General features: G+C 54.8%; 17 protein-coding genes and 7 tRNA genes. 11 read left to right on the top strand and 13 right to left on the bottom strand.

The genetic code is table 11. The features are described from left to right. The first annotated feature begins 79 nt into the window (after positions 1-79). From hemE to hemQ, 3 genes are all read left to right on the top strand, one after another. Complete coding sequence (gene hemE / locus ADB08_RS10800) at positions 80-1,189, top strand: uroporphyrinogen decarboxylase (RefSeq protein WP_049173035.1); 1,110 nt, start codon at positions 80-82, stop codon at positions 1,187-1,189. Positions 1,190-1,294: 105 nt separating this feature from the next. Beyond that, the gene (gene hemG / locus ADB08_RS10795; protein WP_049173033.1) at positions 1,295-2,773 is read left to right on the top strand and encodes a protoporphyrinogen oxidase; all 1,479 of its coding nucleotides are present in this window, start codon (positions 1,295-1,297) and stop codon (positions 2,771-2,773) included. Positions 2,774-2,857: 84 nt separating this feature from the next. Further along, positions 2,858-3,556 (top strand): hydrogen peroxide-dependent heme synthase, encoded by a 699-nt coding sequence (gene hemQ / locus ADB08_RS10790; RefSeq protein ID WP_049173031.1) that lies wholly within the window; start codon positions 2,858-2,860, stop codon positions 3,554-3,556. A 91-nt stretch (positions 3,557-3,647) separates the two neighbouring features. Here hemQ and msrB read toward each other — a convergent pair whose 3' ends face one another. From msrB to ADB08_RS10775, 3 genes are all read right to left on the bottom strand, one after another. Beyond that, positions 3,648-4,073, bottom strand: a complete 426-nt coding sequence (msrB, locus tag ADB08_RS10785) for a peptide-methionine (R)-S-oxide reductase MsrB (protein ID WP_048733231.1) — start codon at positions 4,071-4,073, stop codon at positions 3,648-3,650. After that, positions 4,066-5,322 carry a glycosyltransferase family 87 protein gene (locus tag ADB08_RS10780; RefSeq protein ID WP_222865028.1) on the bottom strand — a complete coding sequence of 419 codons (1,257 nt, stop codon included), beginning with the start codon at positions 5,320-5,322 and terminating at the stop codon, positions 4,066-4,068. The genes msrB and ADB08_RS10780 overlap by 8 nt, the downstream gene beginning before the upstream one ends. A 143-nt stretch (positions 5,323-5,465) precedes the next feature. Then, positions 5,466-6,278 carry a dihydrofolate reductase family protein gene (locus ADB08_RS10775; RefSeq protein WP_049173027.1) on the bottom strand — a complete coding sequence of 271 codons (813 nt, stop codon included), beginning with the start codon at positions 6,276-6,278 and terminating at the stop codon, positions 5,466-5,468. 103 nt (positions 6,279-6,381) lie between these two features. Here ADB08_RS10775 and ADB08_RS10770 point away from each other — a divergent pair, with 103 nt between their 5' ends. Then, positions 6,382-6,879: a ferritin gene (locus ADB08_RS10770; protein ID WP_049173025.1), complete on the top strand. Its 498-nt coding sequence runs from the start codon at positions 6,382-6,384 to the stop codon at positions 6,877-6,879. A gap of 335 nt (positions 6,880-7,214) precedes the next feature. On the opposite strand, the gene ADB08_RS10765 is transcribed toward ADB08_RS10770, so the two are convergent. The 6 genes from ADB08_RS10765 to ADB08_RS10740 form a co-directional block, all read right to left on the bottom strand. Then, positions 7,215-7,287: transfer RNA gene (locus ADB08_RS10765), tRNA-Gly, on the bottom strand. A 27-nt stretch (positions 7,288-7,314) separates the two neighbouring features. Further along, positions 7,315-7,389 (bottom strand) — tRNA-Val (locus tag ADB08_RS10760). Positions 7,390-7,453: 64 nt separating this feature from the next. Then, positions 7,454-7,526: transfer RNA gene (locus ADB08_RS10755), tRNA-Gly, on the bottom strand. A gap of 27 nt (positions 7,527-7,553) precedes the next feature. Beyond that, positions 7,554-7,628, bottom strand: a tRNA-Val gene (locus ADB08_RS10750). 32 nt (positions 7,629-7,660) lie between these two features. Further along, positions 7,661-7,731, bottom strand: a tRNA-Cys gene (locus ADB08_RS10745). Between the two features lie 66 nt (positions 7,732-7,797). Then, a tRNA-Gly gene (locus ADB08_RS10740) sits at positions 7,798-7,870 on the bottom strand. A gap of 351 nt (positions 7,871-8,221) precedes the next feature. Between ADB08_RS10740 and ADB08_RS10735 the strand changes: the two genes are divergently transcribed. The 3 genes from ADB08_RS10735 to ADB08_RS11190 all read left to right on the top strand — a co-directional run bounded on the left by ADB08_RS10735 (position 8,222) and on the right by ADB08_RS11190 (position 10,258). Next, positions 8,222-8,296, top strand: a tRNA-Val gene (locus ADB08_RS10735). A gap of 203 nt (positions 8,297-8,499) precedes the next feature. Further along, entirely contained in the window at positions 8,500-9,072 is a 573-nt protein-coding gene (locus ADB08_RS10730) for a DUF6230 family protein (RefSeq protein ID WP_049173023.1), read from the top strand. 88 nt (positions 9,073-9,160) lie between these two features. Then, on the top strand, positions 9,161-10,258 hold the full coding sequence (locus ADB08_RS11190; protein WP_053087330.1) for a DUF6114 domain-containing protein: 1,098 nt from the start codon (positions 9,161-9,163) through the stop codon (positions 10,256-10,258). 7 nt (positions 10,259-10,265) lie between these two features. Here ADB08_RS11190 and ADB08_RS10720 read toward each other — a convergent pair whose 3' ends face one another. The 4 genes from ADB08_RS10720 to ADB08_RS10705 form a co-directional block, all read right to left on the bottom strand. Next, positions 10,266-10,979, bottom strand: coding sequence for a TetR/AcrR family transcriptional regulator (locus ADB08_RS10720; protein ID WP_049173022.1), 714 nt, complete (start codon positions 10,977-10,979; stop codon positions 10,266-10,268). 49 nt (positions 10,980-11,028) lie between these two features. Next, entirely contained in the window at positions 11,029-12,120 is a 1,092-nt protein-coding gene (locus tag ADB08_RS10715; RefSeq protein ID WP_049173020.1) for an NAD(P)/FAD-dependent oxidoreductase, read from the bottom strand. Next, the gene (locus ADB08_RS10710) at positions 12,117-12,293 is read right to left on the bottom strand and encodes a rubredoxin (protein WP_049173018.1); all 177 of its coding nucleotides are present in this window, start codon (positions 12,291-12,293) and stop codon (positions 12,117-12,119) included. The genes ADB08_RS10715 and ADB08_RS10710 overlap by 4 nt, the downstream gene beginning before the upstream one ends. 93 nt (positions 12,294-12,386) lie before the next feature. Continuing rightward, a complete protein-coding gene (locus ADB08_RS10705) occupies positions 12,387-13,604 on the bottom strand; it encodes an alkane 1-monooxygenase (RefSeq protein ID WP_049173049.1) in 1,218 nt (405 codons plus the stop codon). 354 nt (positions 13,605-13,958) lie between these two features. Between ADB08_RS10705 and ADB08_RS10700 the strand changes: the two genes are divergently transcribed. The 4 genes from ADB08_RS10700 to thrS all read left to right on the top strand — a co-directional run bounded on the left by ADB08_RS10700 (position 13,959) and on the right by thrS (position 18,808). Next, positions 13,959-14,528, top strand: a complete 570-nt coding sequence (locus tag ADB08_RS10700) for a copper resistance CopC family protein (RefSeq protein ID WP_049173016.1) — start codon at positions 13,959-13,961, stop codon at positions 14,526-14,528. 4 nt (positions 14,529-14,532) lie between these two features. Beyond that, a complete protein-coding gene (locus ADB08_RS10695; RefSeq protein WP_049173013.1) occupies positions 14,533-15,141 on the top strand; it encodes a copper chaperone PCu(A)C in 609 nt (202 codons plus the stop codon). A 286-nt stretch (positions 15,142-15,427) separates the two neighbouring features. Next, the gene (locus ADB08_RS10690) at positions 15,428-16,654 is read left to right on the top strand and encodes a Dyp-type peroxidase (RefSeq protein ID WP_049173010.1); all 1,227 of its coding nucleotides are present in this window, start codon (positions 15,428-15,430) and stop codon (positions 16,652-16,654) included. 159 nt (positions 16,655-16,813) lie between these two features. After that, positions 16,814-18,808, top strand: a complete 1,995-nt coding sequence (gene thrS, locus ADB08_RS10685) for a threonine--tRNA ligase (RefSeq protein ID WP_239660064.1) — start codon at positions 16,814-16,816, stop codon at positions 18,806-18,808. The last annotated feature ends 139 nt before the right edge of the window (positions 18,809-18,947 follow it).

Here is an 18,947-nt window from a genome sequence, read left to right as displayed (position 1 = left end):
TTCGTCGAAAACGCACAGCAGGGCGAGAGAATTTCCTGTTCTTAGTACCCCACATATCAATTTCTAAGGTAAGTGGGGCATGATTGTCCGTATGAACAATCGTCGCACTTTGACTGATGCCCCGATTCTTGATGCAGCTTACGGTCGAACTCCTTCGCGCCGCCCGGTGTGGTTTATGCGGCAAGCTGGTCGTTCACTGCCTGAGTACCGTGAGGTGCGCAAGGACATCGGTATGTTGGACTCTTGCTTCCGCCCGGAACTGCTCGCTGAGATTACTATGCAGCCGGTACGTAGGCACGACGTTGATGCTGCGATTCTTTTTTCCGATATCGTCGTGCCGCTGAAGGCTGCGGGTGTCAACCTGGATATTGTTCCTGGCCGCGGTCCAGTAATGGATACTCCGGTGCGCTCGGAAGCAGACATCAAGGCTCTACCGGAAGTCACGGAAGAGCAACTCGCTCCGGTGGCCGAGGGTATCGGCCTCATTCTGCAAGAGCTGAATGATACCCAGGCACTCATTGGTTTCGCCGGTGCACCGTTCACCTTGGCGTCGTACCTGATTGAAGGCGGTCCATCCCGCAATCACGAGCGCACTAAGGCGCTGATGCACTCGGACCCTGAATTGTGGGATCACCTGATGCAGAAAATCACTCCGATGGTGATTGCTTTCCTGCGCGCGCAGATTGGCGCTGGTGTGGACGCTATTCAGCTCTTCGACTCCTGGGCTGGCTATCTCACCGAGCGTGATTACCGCCGCTTTGTGTTGCCGTACTCGAAGGAAATCTTCCAGGCTGTCGCCGACGCCGGCATTCCGCGCATCCACTTCGGTGTGGGCACCGGCGAGCTTCTCGGTGCGATGGCTGAAGCCGGCCCAGAAGTCATGGGCGTCGACTGGCGCGTGCCACTGGACGTTGCTGCCAACCGCATTCGTGCCACGCTTTCCGACGTTCACCGAGGCGCAGACCCGGCGGAAAACAGCCTTGCATTGCAGGGCAACCTTGACCCGGCGATTCTCTTTGCCGGTGAAGATGCAATGACCCAAGAGATTCAGCGCATCTGCTCTGAGGCGGACCGTGCAATTAAGCGTGGTGACGCCCGTGGACATATCTTCAACTTGGGTCACGGGGTGCTACCGAATACCGATGCCGACGCGATTACGCGCGCCGTTGAGATCATTCACGCAACGTAAAAGCCGACGCAACAGGCGTGTAAAACACGCACTAGCTAATTTCCTACAAGTCTTATCGACCGTGCCCGCTCGAGGCGCGGGCATAGAGAAAGCGTACGAAATACCGTGGTTGCACAACCTTCTACCATTGCCGTCATAGGTGGCGGTATCTCCGGCCTGAGCGCAGCGTATGAGTTGCGTAAAAAGCTCGGACCCGCCGCAAGAATAATTGTCATCGAGTCCAGTGCACAGGTCGGCGGCAAGCTGAAGACTCGACCAGGAGCTAACGGCCCTCTTGAGGCGGGCGCTGAGGCGTACCTGGCGTTCCGTCACGATGCCACCGATTTTTTCAAGGAACTCGGGTTGGCAGATCAGCTAGTCGCCCCTTCGGGGCTGCCTTCCAAGCTCTACATTGGCGGTGAACTCAAGGACCTTCCGCGTAACACGGTCACCGGTATTCCAGGAAGTTCAGAAGGGTTGGGCTACCTCCTCAGCGAGGCCACCCTCGCCAAGATTGATGCCGAGTCGAACCCCGAGCTCACTCCAGCCTTGCACTGGGTACTGGGTGACGACATGAATGTCGGCCAGCTGGTCGCGGCGCGGCTCGGTGAGGAAGTCGTTGACCGCATCGTCTCCCCGCTGCTCGGGGGCGTCTACTCAACCACCGCATACGATCTGGGTCTGCGTGCGACCATCCCACAGTTGGCGGCAGCGCTTGATGAAATGGCTAGTGTCGGTGACCATGTCAGCCTCACCGGCGCTGTCCAGCGCGTTCTGGAAGCACGTAAGGAGGCGCAGCAGGCGCGTCTGAGTAGTGAGGCTGCGACAGATTCGACGAAGACGAAGCGACCGGTGGTCTTCCAAACGTTCCGCGATGGCTTCGAGGTTCTCTACAACACGCTTGTCGACGAATCGGGAGCCGAACTCCTCTTGTCGACGAAGGCTACTGGTCTGCGCCAGCATGACAACGGCTTTGAGGTGACAGTGGAACTGCCGTCGGAAAGCGGCACGAGCATTAGCACTATCGACGTCGACGGTGTTGTCGTGGCGGCACCTTCTGCAACCACATCGGAGCTGTTGAGCAATCTTGCGCCAGAGGCGGCCGAGCTCATTGGTGGGGTAGACACGTCGAACTCGGCGGTGGTCGGTATGTGTTTCGACTCGTCGGAAGGACTGCCGGAGATCAACGGCGTGTTGTGCGAGATTGGTGCTGACCTGTCCGCGAAAGCTTTTACAGTGTCGTCCCGGAAGTGGCCACATATTGGTGAGCGCTACGGTGCCGTTGTGAGGGCAAGCTTCGGCCGTTTTGATGATGACTCGCACGTGCATCGTAGCGACGAGGACCTCATCGCCAGGGCAAAAGCAGATTTGGCTAAGGCGACTGGCTTTGATGCCGAACCGACAGCGGTTTTCGTCCAGCGTTGGTGGGCGGGGATTCCACGCTTCGATATGGGGCATGGAGGCCTGATGGATTTTGCTCGCCAGGATTTGGCCGAGGTGCCTAAGCTTGCAGCAACAGGGGCGTGGCTCAGTGGCCCGGGCATTCCGGAATGTATCTCCAACGCCAAGGCTGCGGCCAGCAAGATTGCTGCGGAGCTGGCATAAAGCTGCGAGATTGGTGCTGAGTACGAAACTGGCGCTGACCCATCGTTTTTAAACAAACCTTTCAACCGAACTAGGAGACAACTAATGACCAAGCTCGATTTCAAGAAGCTCAACGACACCATCCGCTACACCATGTGGTCTGCCTTCAAGGTGACCCCAGGTGCACTCGGTGATAACCGCGAAGAGGCAGTGGCTAAGACCAAGGAATTCCTGGCTCGTTACGAAGACACTGATCTGATCATCCGTGGTTTCTACGATGTTTCGGCCATGCGTGCTGAAGCCGACTTCATGTTCTGGATCCACGCAGAGAAGCTGGAAGACCTGCAGGCGTTCTACAACGCCTTCCTGCGCGAGACTCCGCTGGGCAAGGCATCCACTCCGCACTGGTCGAACGCTGCGCTGCACCGTCCAGCTGAGTTCAACAAGTCGCACCTGCCGTCGTTCATCATGGGTGAAGAGCCGGGACGATGGATTGCGGTTTACCCCTTCGTTCGTTCCTACGACTGGTACCTGCTGGAGCCGACCGAGCGACGCCGCATCCTTGCTGAACACGGTATGGCCGGTCGTGACTACCCGGATGTGCGCGCCAATACTGTCCCGGCGTTCGCACTCGGTGACTACGAGTGGATCCTTGCATTCGAGGGGCCGGAGCTCGACCGCATTGTGGACTTGATGTGGAAGATGCGTTACACCGAGGCTCGTCTGCACGTCCGCGAAGAGATTCCGTTCCACACGGGACGTCGCGTCGATGACATCGCAGAGATCATCAACGTTCTGCCGTAGCTCACGCAATCAACGAGAGAATCAGCAGCGCCGCTGGTCAAGCCCCGTTAACTGACGGGATTTTGACCAGCGGCGCTGCTTCTCTATCTAGTTATTCAGCCGTCTTGTCCGGTTCGAGCGTGAGTGAAATTGAATTGATGCAATAACGCAGGTCGGTCGGAGTATTGTATCCCTCACCCTCAAAGACGTGGCCGAGGTGAGACTTGCAACGACTGCACAGCACTTCGGTACGGACCATACCGAGGCTGGTGTCTCGGCGCTCAATAATCCGGTCTCCAGCTAGTGGAGAGAAGAAGGATGGCCAACCGCAGTGAGAGTCGAACTTCTCGTTCGACCGAAACAGCTCGTAACCACAGGCCCGGCAGCGGTAGACACCTTGAGTCTTGGTATCGGTGTACTCACCGGTGAAGGCGCGTTCAGTACCTGCCTGACGCAAAACCTGGTACTCCGCGGCACTGAGGCGTTCGCGCCATTCTTCTTCGCTCAGATTCCAGTCTTCGCTATGCGAATCAACCATTCTGAATAGCCTCCTCAGACTTGAGATCAGATTCCTGATTAGACTTCCTGCCTGCTATCTTCCAGTCGCTCAGCCAGCTGAAGCCGGATGCAAAGCTACGCCCATTGACGGCATCCACAATCGTCATTCGAATGAGTGCTGCCGTGATGGAGAGAATAAGAACGGCCCATCCAATACCGCCGATTGCAACCGTGAACCACGGGAAAAAGAGGTCATCTTCATCAATCCACCAATTGGCGTAGAAGAAACAGAGTACGACTCCGAGTCCTGCGCCCCAATTCAACATGACTGTCGAACCAATATTTCCTTCATTGTCGCGAGCCAAAACCAATGGGCGAAGCACGGTGAGAACCATTGGCAAGAGCGTCATCGAGTAGTACTGCTGGCCCAGGCTGGAAAGGAAGAACGCGCCGGTGAAGAGAACTCCGGAAGTCGTAGCAATCCAGAATTTCTCATCCCTTTCGAGCCAGCGAAGAAGGAGCACGACGGATACCAAGACGAAAATGCCGAAAAAGATCTGCCACAGCAAAATCAGGGTCGGATGGGCACCTAGCCAAACAAGCTGTCCAGTCAGTGAAGCATTTGCAAAGTCACGGACAACTCCCAGGTAGGGGACGGTGATATCTAGGTAGTCACGTGGTTGGACCATGAGCGGCCACGCAATGACATTGGCTGCAATTACCACTCCGATACTGGTCAGTACCGTAGAGAACTGCCTGCGCATGAACGGTAGGAACAGCATTGGCAAGAAAACAGGTTTAATGGTGATTGCGATACCGATGATCAGGCCGGCCAGGATATTGCGCCGCTCGGTCAGAGCAATAAAAAACAGCACTAATGCAAGGAAGAGTGAACCGTTGACGTTCGTAAAATCAAGGGTGTTGGTAACGGGTTCCGTGAGGTAGAGCAGTGCTATCGACGCTGGAATGATGGGGCCAGAGCGCGCAATACCAAGCCACCTCAGCAGCAATACAATTGCCGCAATGATTGCAGCTGACTGAAACACCGCAAACCAGATTCGGCCCGATTCAAGCGAGCCGAACAAATCAATCGGGGCTAAAAGTAGGGTAGCGCCTGGGGAATACAGATAGTGCGGATCGGCTGTTACGTAGTCTTCCGAATAAACGGGTACCTGCGATACGAATCGATTAATTGCCGACCAGACGGTCGTAAAGTCATCTGTGCCAGAAACGTCTTTCGGCAAAACCCAGGTGCGGTGAAAAATCACCACAGCTGCGATAGGCCACAAGAAAGCGCTGAGTCCTCGCGACACGTGCCGAGACAGAGGGCGTGGAGCCACCGAATTTGTCTCTGGCGTGTCCTTGGACGTTTGCGTTAATGCCGTTGCGCTTGCGCTCACGTCGATTTTTGGTTTACTCACAATACTCCACCCTACTGGGTGAAGCTGCGGGAATAGCGTAGGAAGATGTGTGAGTCGGAACGTAGGATATCCCGCACTTCAAAAGCCTGCGGGTTCGTCGAGTTCCCGTCATCATCAGGGTCGTTCTCGCCGAAAGCCAGGGGACCGTTACCCACCCACATCGGCGACAACGTCAGGAACAGTTCGTCGACGCACCCCTTTTTGAATGCTTCTCGATACATCGTCGGTCCACCCTCTACGACAATGTCCCGATACCCATGTTCAGCCAGCCAGGTTAACGCCGCTTTTACCGAGGGGTTAGGGAGCTTAACGACGCGAGCCCCGGCCGACTCCATCTTTTTAGCTTTGTTCTTGTGAGCGGTCTTTGCTCCTTCATCATTAAAAGCGTCCTCAGTCGGGGTGAAGATTATCGGAGGATTGACTTCTGCATTCGCGAAAAAGTCGGATTCTATATCTAGATCCAACGAGCGCGAAAGTGTGGACATCGCCACGTGCTCGGAGCGACCTAGCTTCTGTCGAACGGCCTCTAGGTACTCCGGTATCTCAACTGGCCCGTACCCCTCGGACGCAATGGTGCCTGTACCAACGAAAACGACGTCGGCAAGCGCGCGAAGCGTGTTGAAAACCGTGGCATCGGTGTCGTTGCCAAGCTGGCCCGAGGTGCCTTCGACGGCGCCGCGTCCGTCCAAGCTGGTGACGGCGATGGCCGTGACGGTGGAGGTGTTGTGAGACGCCGCCGCTGTATCATGTGTCGTTTGCGCAGGTCGAGAAAGAAAATGCAGAATTTCGTCGGTCGATGGGCTTACGGAGGTGAGTGTAGCCATACCGCCGAGGTTAAGCCGACGATTGCAGAATAGGCAAGGCCTGGCTTATAAGGGAAGTGTTATAATCGTTGTCATTTATAAGGGTTGGACTTATAGTAGGGGCATGCGACTAACAGATACTCTTGAGAAGGCATTCAACGACCAGATCACTATGGAGCTCACCGCTTCCCACGTCTACCGCCAGCTGGCAATCGAGCTGGACCTGCTGGATCTCTCCGGCATGGCAGACTGGATGCGTGCACAGGCGGATGAGGAAGTTGATCACGCGAATCAGTTCATCGCACACCTCGATGCTCGCGACAACCACCCGCAGATTGGTGCTGTCGACGCACCGGAGGTGAAGGTCACTTCCGCAATCGATGCATTCCGCATTGCTCTCGAGCATGAAGAGAAGGTTTCGGCATCTATCCGTAACCTCCGCAAGCTTGCTGATAGCGAGGGTGATCTCGACTCCCGCCCGCTGCTGGACAGCTTCGTGGTTGAGCAGATTGAGGAAGAGGACACCGTGCGTGGCATCATCGGTCGCCTGGAGATTGTCGGCGACGACGGTTCTGGCCTGCTGCGTATCGATCGAGAGCTTGGCGCTCGCGACGCAGCCTAATATCGAGCTCGGTTTACAGTTTCGATAGAAATGACCGCCCCAGGGGCTAAGTGCCTGGAGCGGTCATTTCTATTCAGCTGGAGTATCAATTGATGGGCTTGGCGTCCAGCCAAACCGAAATTCGTGGAGCTGCCATGGGGTAAGCTTCCATAGCCTCTAGCTGAGCGAGGAGTCCAGCCAAGCCCGCCGAATTGAGAAACCCGGCAGCCGAGACGCCAGGCGGAAAGCATATTTTGCTGCTTAACCGAGGGGGAGCGGTAGGACTCAACGAAAATGGTTGTCGAACAAGGCTAAACGAAAACTCCCTCCCGGATGCCCTGGAGGGAGTTAATCTGAGCGGATGACGGGACTCGAACCCGCGACCCTAACCTTGGCAAGGTTATGCGCTACCAACTGCGCTACATCCGCAAATACGTTCGCCCATAAGGGCTTACGTGGTGCGCGATACTAGGATTGAACTAGTGACCTCTTCCGTGTCAGGGAAGCGCTCTCCCACTGAGCTAATCGCGCTGGGTTAAAAGCTATATGAAAGCTTTCATGCGCAACCCCCTTCTGAGAGAAGGGGGTTGCACTGAGCGGATGACGGGACTCGAACCCGCGACCCTAACCTTGGCAAGGTTATGCGCTACCAACTGCGCTACATCCGCAAATACGTTCGCCCATAAGGGCTTACGTGGTGCGCGATACTGGGATTGAACCAGTGACCTCTTCCGTGTCAGGGAAGCGCTCTCCCACTGAGCTAAACGCGCATTACATCGAAACCTTAAAGGAATCTCTGCTGAGGTGGAAACGGGAATCGAACCCGTGTACACGGCTTTGCAGGCCGTTGCCTCGCCACTCGGCCATTCCACCGTGAGGCTGCCGCCTCAGTGGTTGCCTCGAAGTTATACCACAGGGTCTAACTTCTTGGGAAACCAGAGCGGATGACGGGACTCGAACCCGCGACCCTAACCTTGGCAAGGTTATGCGCTACCAGCTGCGCTACATCCGCATTGCGATGCAAGGAAAGGCGAAAACGATAATCTCATTTGCTCCCTTGCGGTGCGAAAGATACTTTAGCGTGATTGTGTGAGGGATTACAAATGCCCTGGTGAATGTGTTTATTGGGGCAGTCGAGGTATGGCTAGTTTGGTGATTGTGAAGTGTTTAAATGGCAATGATGTCATTTTGAATCGGGCGGACGTTATTTGGCTGGGTCAAGCCATGTGGTAGCGATGTCGGGCGTAGTTGAAGTTCTGTATTTAAAGAGGGTGATCCTCCGAACAGCGTAATTATGGAAAATTCTAAGACGCGTGCTAACTTATTGCGCAGAGCAGTGAGGTTCACTTGAGTCGCCTGCCATAGTCCCATAGCTCAGTGGAAGAGCGTTCCGTTCACACCGGAAAGGTCGCTGGTTCGAACCCAGTTGGGACTACCACGTGTAAGGAGCTCCCAATTTTTTGGGAGCTCTTTTTTGTTACTTCGAACTGCGATGTGTCGCAGGTGCTCGCTGAATTCCATGGAAGCTGAGACATGAAGTCTCATAGCGACTACCGTTTTCCTACAAAACGTTTGTGTGTAAACAAACCTATGGTTTTCAAATATAGGTTTGTGCTGGAGCGGTAGGAGGGTGCCGTAAACATGGGTTACGTGAAGAAGGCCAGGTTTGCTGGGATTTTGAGTGTCGGCCTCTTTGTTGCTGGTGGTACAGGCGTCGCCATGGCTCAAAATGGACTGTCCGCTAACCTTGCTCTGTCTGGCACCGTGATGACACTGACCGTGGACGAATTGGTAGGAGACTCCTCAAGCCTTTTCGTTGGCGCTGAGAAGGCAGGGGAGTCGGAAAAAGGTGTGTCCAAGCTGCGCTTTGGTAAGGCATCCGGCACCGATGTGTGCCTTTCTGCACCAATAAAGAACATACCTGGCGTAGGTGAAGCCACATTCAAATTGCTTGTTCCCGGGAAGAGCTTGTCTGCGGATAATCTACTCGTAGGTGCAAAGGATATTAATGGGGCCATAACCATGAGCCATCCGCAGATCGGCATTGATGCAAGCCAAGCTGACAGTAGAGCCGGTCGGGGGACTTGGGGGTTGGTAGCTACGCAGATGATCGTTCGCAATCAGCGCTTGCAAGTCACTTCGTTAGCTGCAGACTCGCTTACCATTTCGGGAGCCAAGGTCACTGTGGAATCGGGTGAAGGTCATGGATGCTAAATCATCCGCTGGGCCACAGAATAAGGCGTCGTTAAGCGTTCGGTTTAACAATTGGCGCAGAATGAGACCCTTCGGAGCAGGGCTATGCATGATTATCAGTGGGCTGGTTATGCTAACTCCTGCGTATCTGACCATTGATGTGCAGGGCATCCTCATAAGTATTTCCACACTCTCGGGTGTGTCGACACTTTTGATCGGGCTATTGCTCATCGCTGCCGGCGTTTTAACCTGGACGGGCGGAAGCTCCAGGATTCTGACGGGCACCACTGCTCTTGTACTGTCCATTGTCGCTCTTCCGACATCGAATTTTGGTGGATTTGTACTCGGCACAGTTCTGGGGCTGATTGGGGGAGCTTTAGCTCTGTCATGGTACCCGGATTATGAGATGGAAACTGGCGACGAGGGGGACCAGAAAGACGTAGAAACTCCTAGTAGGCCGAAGGGGAAGCAGTTTCTCGTAAGCACTATTTTGGCTGTGGGAGGCGTTCTTATGGGCATGTTAGCTCCAGCTCCGCACGCTTCTGCAGCTCCTGGCTTCGCGCCACTACCGATTCCCGGGATTGCCAACTTTAATCAGCTGCCAACTCTGCCTGAAATACAGCTGCCTCCAGGGAACTCGATTACAGATTCGCCATTACCAAGCGGTGTCTCGAATTCTCTAGTCGACGAAGCGGATGGAATTTCCCTGCGGGAAGCTCCGACGCCACAACCCGGTGAACTAGGGCTTTCGGATACCCTCGAGATGATTACAGCCGATTCTGTTCGACTTATCGGAAACGTTCACTTTTCGCTTGTCGACCTGACTATGCCGGCAGGTGATAGCGTGCAGGCAATTAGATTGGACGCGAATCGAGTGGAATTGAATAATCTGGGGTTGAGCATCCCCGGCGGCGGTGTGCAATTAGCGACGGGTCCCGGGAGCGCCTCAATCTTGGATGGCAACTTCCATATCATTGTGCGGAAAATGACTGTAAGTCCTGAGGTGGCTGGATTGAAAGGCCCGTCCATTTCCCTCGATTACCAGAGTCTCCAGGACAAAGATGTGCGTTCGGTTATGAGTGAGGCTCTTGGGCTACCCGACTGGGCTACTAGTCAATTAGTGCTACATGACGTGATCTTAGAGACATACGTTGTTCGTTCCGACGCGCTCGAGCTACCGTCGACAACCCAGATTTCAAACTCGTAATCACAATCTAGCCGGCTTGTGCCATACGCCGGTCAGATTGCAGCACTCGCTTGAGCTCGGTGATGAAGACATCGTCGGATGTAGCTTCGTATTCGCACACCACTGCCTCAAGTAGTCCCGCAAGCCGTTTCGTGATGAGGTCTGCCGATTCCGTAGTTTTCTTGTCGTTGGCTCGCTGTTGTAGCCAATCACGTACCTCGTACTCGGCAGCTGCTATCCATGCTCTAAGGGCCCGACGACCCAACGGAGTTTCTTCGATGGGATAGATACGCCGAGAGATTTCGGCAGCCACGGCATCGCGCATCCCCTCTGCAATTGAGCCCTGGCCCTGATTGTCCAATAGCAAAATGACATCAGAGCGAAACATATCAGCGATGCGCAGAAACTCCCTGATGCCAGCGATCAGCTCCAGCCACTGATTGTCGAATCCGAAACCTGAAAACATTCGAGTTTGGAATGCTGTAGCAATCCGACCAATAATGCAGGCGCGGAGATCCTCGAGCCCTCGAAATATTCGATAGAAGGTCGCGCGGGAAACTCCGGCTTTTCCAATCACGTCGTCAACTGTGAAATCCGTCGGTTGGCCGGAGACATAAAGATCAGCAGCGGCGTCGAGAATTTCTTCGCGTCGCTGCTGCGCTGATAAACGACGGCGTGGAGGACTACCACCGCCGTCGTCTTCCTGAAATGAATTAATAGAGTCTCGTCTGCGCTTACCCATCACAGAGCCAAGGATAACGGCGCGTGTGAGAAATGGTCCGTAATTCCCGCTACTTGTCGTTCCAATGCTTGCCAACGGTAGCTAGAGTGCCTCGAGGATTTGGCTTTTCTCCAATAGAGACAGCGCCGATGACAATGCCATCCCGAACCACCGCTGATTCGAATGTCCCGGATAGTGGTGAGGTGGCCACGTGTTCTACGCCGGAGGATACGTCTCCGACGGTGGTGACGCGGAGACCTGCTTGCATGCTCCAGCGGCGGGAAACAGGGAGCTCGAAGGAGGGGGAATTCTTCATTTCTCCAGCATCCACGAGGATGCCCGTAGCACTACGTATGCCCGACGCGCGGGCAGATGCTAGATCCTCGTCCCGACGATGGTCATTGCCGATACGTAAAGTAGTGCAGTCGCCTGCCGCATATATCCCAGGTCTGGATGTACGGCCGAGAGCATCGACGACGATTCCATCCATTACTTCGATACCGAGGCTGTTCGCCAATTCGGTATTAGGAGTAATGCCGATGGATACTACGACGGTATCGGTGCTAGCCAATGCGGCGGAGGTTCCCAAAGCAAAGTGAGTGCCACGGCTTTCGTGGATGTGGCGGAGCCACTTTGCGGCTTGACCGGGTAAGAATCGTTGCATTACCTCTGGTGCTATATCGTGGACTACTACCTCGTGGCCGAGGGTCGTCAATGCGCTAGCCGTCTCCATGCCGAGTACCCCTGCGCCGAGGACGTGGACTGTGCGCGCGCCACCGGAAAGATGCTCTCGTAGACGTTGCGAATCTCTATATGTGCGAAGCACGAATCCATTCTCGAACGCTGGGAGTGACTTAGGCGTGCCGCCGGTTGCGAGGACTGTAGGTCCTTCTATGTGCTGGCCATCATTGAAACGAATGAGCCTGCCGTCCTTGACTTTGATCGTCTCACCTTGGTGTAAGGTAACTGACTCAGGTAGTGCGCCTAGCGCAAAATCAACAGGTGTGGCCTCACTGGTCAGAAACGCCTTAGAAACCTGTACTCGGTTGTAAGGGGTCTGTGGCTCTTGGCCATAGAGGTCAACTGACCACCCAGCTCGTCCGAGTTGGCGAGCTGCTGCCCAACCAGCAGGGCCCGCCCCAATTACGTTTGCGTGATTCAAGGGGAAACCTCAACCATTTCGAAGTCAGACTTCGAAGCCCCACAGTCGGGACAGGACCAGTCGTCAGGAATATCCTCCCAGCGAGTGCCAGGAGCAATTCCTTCCTCTGGCCAGCCTTCAGCTTCGTTGTAGATGAAGCCGCACTGGAGACATTCGTAGGTTTTGTATGGCATTGTGAACCTTTCGGATAGCGAAGTGGACTGGGGGAGAGATAGCGGGCAAATTCGCGCGGTACAAACGCTTAGTGTGGCCGCTGAACCTCCCTGTTATGCCTGGTGTCGTGCGGCAATAGCCTTCTCTAACTTTGGTAGTTTGGACGGCATGACGTTGATTCGTTCGACATCTCCTTCCGAAAGGTCAATTACACGGTTGTCCATGATCGCTCGCCACAGCGGTGGAAGCATTGCGACCGCGATCATGGCGGCATAACCCGAGGGAAGATTGCCCGCCTCGTCGAATGAGCGAAGGATCTGGTACCTACGAGTCGGATTAGCATGGTGGTCCGAATGGCGCTGCAGATGGTACAAGAAAACATTTGTCACGATGTGATCAGCGTTCCATGAATGGCGAGGTTGGCACCGTTCGTAGCGACCATTCGGTAGCTTCTTTCGGCGTAGGCCGTAATGCTCGATGTAATTGACCGTCTCCAGGTAAAGAATGCCAATGAGCGCCTGCATAATCAGGTACGGGGTAATTTGCACTCCGAATACTGCGATAAGTGTTCCGAACAAAACGATTGTGATGGCCCAGGCATTGAGAACGTCATTATCTGGGTTCCAGAAGCTGCGCTTTTGCCTTTCAGCGCGCTTTTTCTCAAGTGCGATGGAGTGAAGAAGGCTGCCCCAGCCACTTCGGAGCACGAAGGTGTAAACGGTTTCGCCCCAACGTGCTGACGCGGGATCTTCTGGGGTCGCGACGCGAACGTGGTGCCCACGGTTGTGCTCTACATAGAAGTGACCGTAAGCCGCGGGTGCCAGGGTAATTTTCGACAACCAGCGCTCGAGCTTGTCTTTCTTGTGTCCAAGCTCATGGGCTGTATTGATGCCAATGCCCGAAGCGACTCCGGCGGTGAGTGCCAATCCTATGCAGTCCCACACGGAAAGGTCTCCGCGGCCCCATAGATACGCTGCCGCAATGAGAGAGCCATATTGTAGAGGGACGTAAGCGTAGAGCACCCACTGGTAGTACTTGTCCGCCTCAAGTCGAGCCATGATTTCGTCAGGTGGATTGGAGCCATCGTTGCCGACAAAGTAGTCAAATAGCGGAATGATGATGAACACCACAATAGGGCCGCCCCACCAAACCCAGTCAGCGCCAAGCCCGGTGAACCAGATACTGAGAATCGAGTGGATGCCCCATGCAATAAGTACCGCTGCAGCAGGAATCAACCCCAGAAACCAAAGATAGCGTTTCGGGTCTTTCCATGAGTATGGACTTACCTGGGAATTGAGCTGGGGGTCGGCTGCCACTCGGCGCAACCCCATGGCCTCAGTTCGCGACCGTCGGCGGGACGCATCGATGTGTGAAGTCAATGTTCTGCTCCTGTCTATGTGGAGACACCGCGCAGGCAAAGTGAACCAACCACGGCGATAGAGGGCTATGAGACGCAATGTCTCATAAGGGGATTTTCTATGACAGGGGTCAAATTGTCAATAGGGTTTGACAACAAAAGTTGAAAATCATGGCCTCACCGGGAACTTTCATCCTCGATGCTACGACTAGTAATTGAACCACTTCGATGCTTCATCCCTCCCTATGGGTTTTATTGGCGTAAGCTTAGGAGTGGTTTGTAATGAACTGGATTCTGACCATGAGATAAATGGGGAGCGGTAGATTCTGTGAATTCTTCACGCAGTCGTTGGGGAAGGTCGAGCGCTGTTAAATCGAGTGTCGCCACGCTTGCCGTATCTGTAGCTATCTCGATTTTTGCCGCTTCACCTGCGGTAGCTCACGACGCGGTGATGTCATCAACGCCAGGCGACAAGCAGGTTCTCGATGAATTTCCGCACCACGTTTCTCTCAAGTTCTCTGGTAACCCCAAGAACAATTTCAACACCGTTGCAATTAGTGATGCGGATGCCAAGAAAGTCCTGTACTCCCATGAGCCAGAAGTAGTGGGTAACGAGGTCTCTTTGGATATCCCTGAGGATATTAATCCAGGCCCTGGTAACTACATCATTGGTTTCCAGATCACGTCCTCGGATGGCCACTCCACTCGGGGTAAGACCACTTTCTCAGTGGCTGATCCGGATGCGGTAGACGCAACTGAAGTTGGTGCAGAATCTCGTCAAACCGGTGCGCACGCCGAGGAAACGAAGTCAATACCACTATGGGCTTATGGCCTCGGTGGTGGACTCATCGTCATCATCGCCGCTGTCGTCACCGTTATTAATCGAAAGGCAAAATAGACACATGAAGCTCAATCGCACTGCAACTGCACTGATCGCTGGTTCCGCAGCTCTGACCCTTGCTCTGGCAGGTTGCTCGTCCGACGATAACACTGCTGCTGAGGTGACTGAGTCCGCAACCTCCGCTGCGACCGAAGCTACCTCTCAGATGGAGAAGAGTGATGCTGCTGTGCAGCTGGCCGATGCCTACATCAAGGAAAAGCCGGCTGACAAGGGCATGACCGCCATCTTCGGTACGCTGACCAACAACACCGATAAGGACATCAAGGTTTCCTCCTTCAAGCTTGAGGGGCTGAAGGAAGGCACGAAGTTCGAGCAGCACGATACCAAGGACGGCAAGATGTTCGAGGTGCCGGAAGGTTTGACGATTCCTGCTAATGGCGAACTCGTTCTCGAACCGGGTAGCACTCACTTCATGATCATGAACAATGATGAAGCTATGGATGTGGGAGCTGAGTACAAGCTCGTCATTGAGCTTTCCGACGGCTCTAGCATTACCCAGGACGTTGAGGTTCGTGTCCAGCCAGCAGGTGAAGAGGACTACGGTAATGACGGTGACCTGAACAACCCAGAGCACATGGGTGGCGGTGAGATGGATCACTCGGGCCACTAATTTTTGTGACAAGTTGATCAAGCAATCGTTCGTCGTAAAGCGGGCGTGAGCTCAGGTACGTCGAGGAATTGACTAGCTGAATCTAATGGTGGCAGAAGCGCTGGAGTTGGCAGGTTATTGCAGCATATGCAACGAACTCCGGCGCTTTTCTTTTTCCGAAAAAGGTTTTCGATACGGTCGAATTGGATAGGCCAGTGGTTGCGTTGAAGCTATTGAAAAGTTGGCGGATCCCCAGCCATCTCATGTGTTCCAGTTCGAAGTAATCAGAAAGGTAAGAGTGCACAAAATGTCCGAAGGCTTTTCCAGAAGGCGTTTTCTTGGCGGGCTCGGCACCGCCGCAGGAGCCTCAGCGCTCGCCCTGGGGGCGCCGGAAGCCCAGGCGATTGGGTTGGAACGTCCACAGGAAGAGCCACCGAAACCGCCTTTGCAGACAGCAACCGTACCTTTTGATGGCGCTCACCAGGCGGGGATTGCGACGCCCGCACAGGCGAATCTATGGCTAATAGCCTTCAACGTGAAGAAGGGGGTCGATCGCAATCGCCTCCAAAACCTCATGCGTGCCTGGACGGATGACGCCCGCCGAATGACAGCCGGCAAGGCTACTCGAACGGATTTGGAACCCGAGCTCATGGGGAGTCCGGCCAATCTGACTATCACAGTTGGATATGGGGAGAATTTCTTCACAATCATCGATAGGGAAGACCAGAAGCCTGAGTGGCTGGGAGATCTGCCAAAGTACGTTAACGATGAGCTCCGCCCGGAGTGGAACGGCGGAGACCTGTGCCTGCAGATTTGTGCGGACGACCCAGTAATGGTCTCCCATGCGGCCCGAATGATGATCCGAAATGCAGGTTCTTGTTTGGATGTTCACTGGGTGCAAGCTGGTTTCCAGCACGCCAATGGTTCTACGCAGGAAGGCGAGACCCCGCGCAATCTCTTCGGTCAGAAGGACGGTACGGTCAACCCGCGCACTCGTGAAGAATTCGACAAGCAGGTGTGGATTGATAGTGGTCCGGATTGGTTGCGGGGCGGTACAGCGATGGTTGTCCGCCGTATCGAAATGGATATTCCAGGCTGGGATGTGTTGGACCGCGAAAGCCGCACTGTTATTACCGGCCGAGATATCGGCACCGGCGCGCCAATTGGAGGTAAGGACGAGTTTGAGACCGTCGACCTGGCGAAGACTGATGAATATGGTCTGCCTCTGACGGATCCGAACAGCCATGTTGCACTGTCCATGCCTCCGAAGGAGAAACCTAATCAGCGGATTCTGCGACGGGTCTACAACTATGACCTGCCACCGGAACCGAATGGTCGATTCGAGACCAACACTGGCCTGGTATTCATTTGTTTCCAGAAGGACCCGTTGGAGCAGTTCAATCCGATTCAGGAGCGGCTGTCTAAGAACGACCGTCTCAATCAGTGGATTTTCCACATTGGATCCGCCGTGTTTGTTATGCCGCGAGGAACTTCTGAGGAGGAGTACTGGGCGCAGGACCTTTTCGAGGCCTGAGTTTTGACCGTGCGGTAAAGTGTGTGAACGACTGACGAAGGTCACCAGGTATGTGATTTTCGAAGACATTTTGAAAAGGAGTACACGCACGCCGTGTCAGAAGAATTTGCAACCCCAGCACCGTTTTCCGTGCCCGCAGGAGTTTCTGCGGGCGAGGCGATGAGAGACTTGGGTTTCCCGAACAAGGGCGTTGACGCCATCGTTTGTGTCCGCGATCCTGAAGGCAATTTGAAGGATTTGTCCTTTAAGCCAGAAGTGGAAACCGTCTTCGAGCCCGTTCCGGCGAATACTCCGGACGGTCGTGATGTCATTCGCCACTCTGCGACTCACGTGATGGCTCAGGCCGTGCAGTTGGAGTTCCCTGGGACGAAGCTGGGCATTGGCCCTGCCATCGACAATGGTTTCTACTACGACTTCCGTGTCGATGAGCCTTTCTCTCCGGAGGACCTCAAGCGCATCGAAAAGCGTATGAAGAAGATCATCAAGTCTGGTCAGCGATTCGAACGCTTTGCGTTCGAGTCTGCTGATGAGGCGCAGGAAGCGCTTGCCGACGAGCCGTATAAGCTCGAGCTGATTGTTGAAAAGTCGGCCGGCAAGGTGTCCGAAGATGATGAGGCCAATGTCGACGTCGGTGGTGCAGGCACGACCTTGACCGGCTACCGCAACGTCAATCCGCGTACCGGTGAGACCGAGTGGTTTGATCTTTGCCGCGGCCCGCACGTGCCGACCACCCGCTACATCCCTGCTTTTAAGATCACGCGTTCTTCCGCTGCGTACTGGCGGGGTGACCAGTCTCGCGATAACTTGCAGCGTGTTTACGGCACTGCGTGGGAGTCCAAGGAAGCGCTGGACGAGTATCTTGACCGCATGCTCGAGGCTGAGAAGCGCGATCACCGCCGCTTGGGCTCCGAGCTGGATCTGTTCAGCTTCCCAGATGAGATTGGTTCTGGTTTCCCGGTATTCCATGTCAAGGGCGGCATCATCCGCAACGAGATGGAGCAGCATTCCCGTCGCCGTCATATCGAAGCGGGCTATGACTTTGTGAACACCCCGCACGTAACCAAGGGCGACTTGTTCAAGAAGTCCGGTCACCTGGACTTCTACGCGGATGGCATGTTCCCGCCAATGCAGCTCGACGGCGAATATGACGAACACGGCAACTGCACCAAGGCTCCGCAGGACTACTACGTCAAGCCGATGAACTGCCCGATGCACAATCTCATTTTCGCATCGCGTGGTCGCAGCTACCGTGAACTTCCGATTCGTATGTTCGAGTTCGGCACCGTCTACCGCTACGAGAAATCGGGTGTTATCCACGGTCTGACCCGAGCCCGTGGCTTCACGCAGGACGACGCCCACATCTACTGCACCGAGGATCAGCTGGAAGAAGAGCTCACTAACGTCCTCGACTTCATTATTTCGCTTCTTCGTGACTACGGCCTGGATGACTTCTACCTGGAGCTGTCTACGAAGGACGAAAAGAAGTTCGTCGGCTCGGATGAAATTTGGGAGAAGTCCACGGCAATTCTCCAGCGTGTTGCCGATGCTTCTGGCCTCGAGCTCGTTCCTGATCCGGGCGGAGCCGCTTTCTATGGTCCGAAGATTTCCGTCCAAGCCCGCGATGCCATCGGCCGTACCTGGCAGATGTCGACCGTTCAGCTCGACTTCAACCTGCCGGAGCGCTTCGAGCTCGAGTACACCGCACCTGACGGCACCAAGAAGCGCCCGATTATGATTCACCGTGCGCTGTTCGGCTCCATCGAACGTTTCTTTGGCGTCCTATTGGAGCACTACGCGGGTGCTTTCCCGGCCTGGCTGGCTCCGGAACAGGTTATTGGTATCCCGGTTGCGGATGACTGTATCCCGCACCTGGAGGACTTTGCTGCACAGCTGAAGTCTCGTGGCATCCGCGTCCACGTGGATACGTCGGATGACCGCATGCAGAAGAAGATTCGCAACCACACCCAGGCCAAGGTTCCGTTCATGATTCTGGCTGGTGCCCGCGACATTGAGGCAGGTGCCGTCAGCTTCCGGTTCCTCGATGGCACCCAGATTAACGGGGTGGCAGTTGAGAAGGCTGTGGACATCATCTGTGATTGGGTTGCTTCGCGGAATAACGAACAGCCGAACAAGGAGAATGTCTCTGCTCTCTAGAGGTCGCTAACGCTCTCTAATTCGACCGTGTTGTTTTAACTGGTGAACCACGCGTGGTAATCCAAAGAAGTTGACCGCGAGGTCGTAAACTACAGCAGAGAAACATATGTGGTCGGGGCTCGAATGGGGCCCGGCCACG

It is taken from the genome of Corynebacterium sp. 239_CJEI (assembly GCF_001055995.1).
In the GTDB taxonomy this organism is placed as follows: Bacteria; Actinomycetota; Actinomycetes; order Mycobacteriales; family Mycobacteriaceae; genus Corynebacterium; species Corynebacterium jeikeium_D.
This window is presented reverse-complemented; position numbering and strand designations above follow the sequence as displayed.

Excerpts from the sequence above, each read along its gene's own strand:
- hemE (WP_049173035.1), top strand. The coding sequence starts at position 80 with ATGATTGTCCGTATGAACAATCGTCGCACTTTGACTGATGCCCCGATT.
- hemQ (WP_049173031.1), top strand. The coding sequence starts at position 2,858 with ATGACCAAGCTCGATTTCAAGAAGCTCAACGACACCATCCGCTACACC.
- msrB (WP_048733231.1), bottom strand. The coding sequence starts at position 4,073 with ATGGTTGATTCGCATAGCGAAGACTGGAATCTGAGCGAAGAAGAATGG.
- ADB08_RS10775 (WP_049173027.1), bottom strand. The coding sequence starts at position 6,278 with ATGGCTACACTCACCTCCGTAAGCCCATCGACCGACGAAATTCTGCAT.
- ADB08_RS10770 (WP_049173025.1), top strand. The coding sequence starts at position 6,382 with ATGCGACTAACAGATACTCTTGAGAAGGCATTCAACGACCAGATCACT.
- ADB08_RS10730 (WP_049173023.1), top strand. The coding sequence starts at position 8,500 with ATGGGTTACGTGAAGAAGGCCAGGTTTGCTGGGATTTTGAGTGTCGGC.
- ADB08_RS11190 (WP_053087330.1), top strand. The coding sequence starts at position 9,161 with ATGATTATCAGTGGGCTGGTTATGCTAACTCCTGCGTATCTGACCATT.
- ADB08_RS10720 (WP_049173022.1), bottom strand. The coding sequence starts at position 10,979 with ATGGGTAAGCGCAGACGAGACTCTATTAATTCATTTCAGGAAGACGAC.
- ADB08_RS10710 (WP_049173018.1), bottom strand. The coding sequence starts at position 12,293 with ATGCCATACAAAACCTACGAATGTCTCCAGTGCGGCTTCATCTACAAC.
- ADB08_RS10705 (WP_049173049.1), bottom strand. The coding sequence starts at position 13,604 with ATGGGGTTGCGCCGAGTGGCAGCCGACCCCCAGCTCAATTCCCAGGTA.
- ADB08_RS10695 (WP_049173013.1), top strand. The coding sequence starts at position 14,533 with ATGAAGCTCAATCGCACTGCAACTGCACTGATCGCTGGTTCCGCAGCT.
- ADB08_RS10690 (WP_049173010.1), top strand. The coding sequence starts at position 15,428 with ATGTCCGAAGGCTTTTCCAGAAGGCGTTTTCTTGGCGGGCTCGGCACC.
- thrS (WP_239660064.1), top strand. The coding sequence starts at position 16,814 with ATGAGAGACTTGGGTTTCCCGAACAAGGGCGTTGACGCCATCGTTTGT.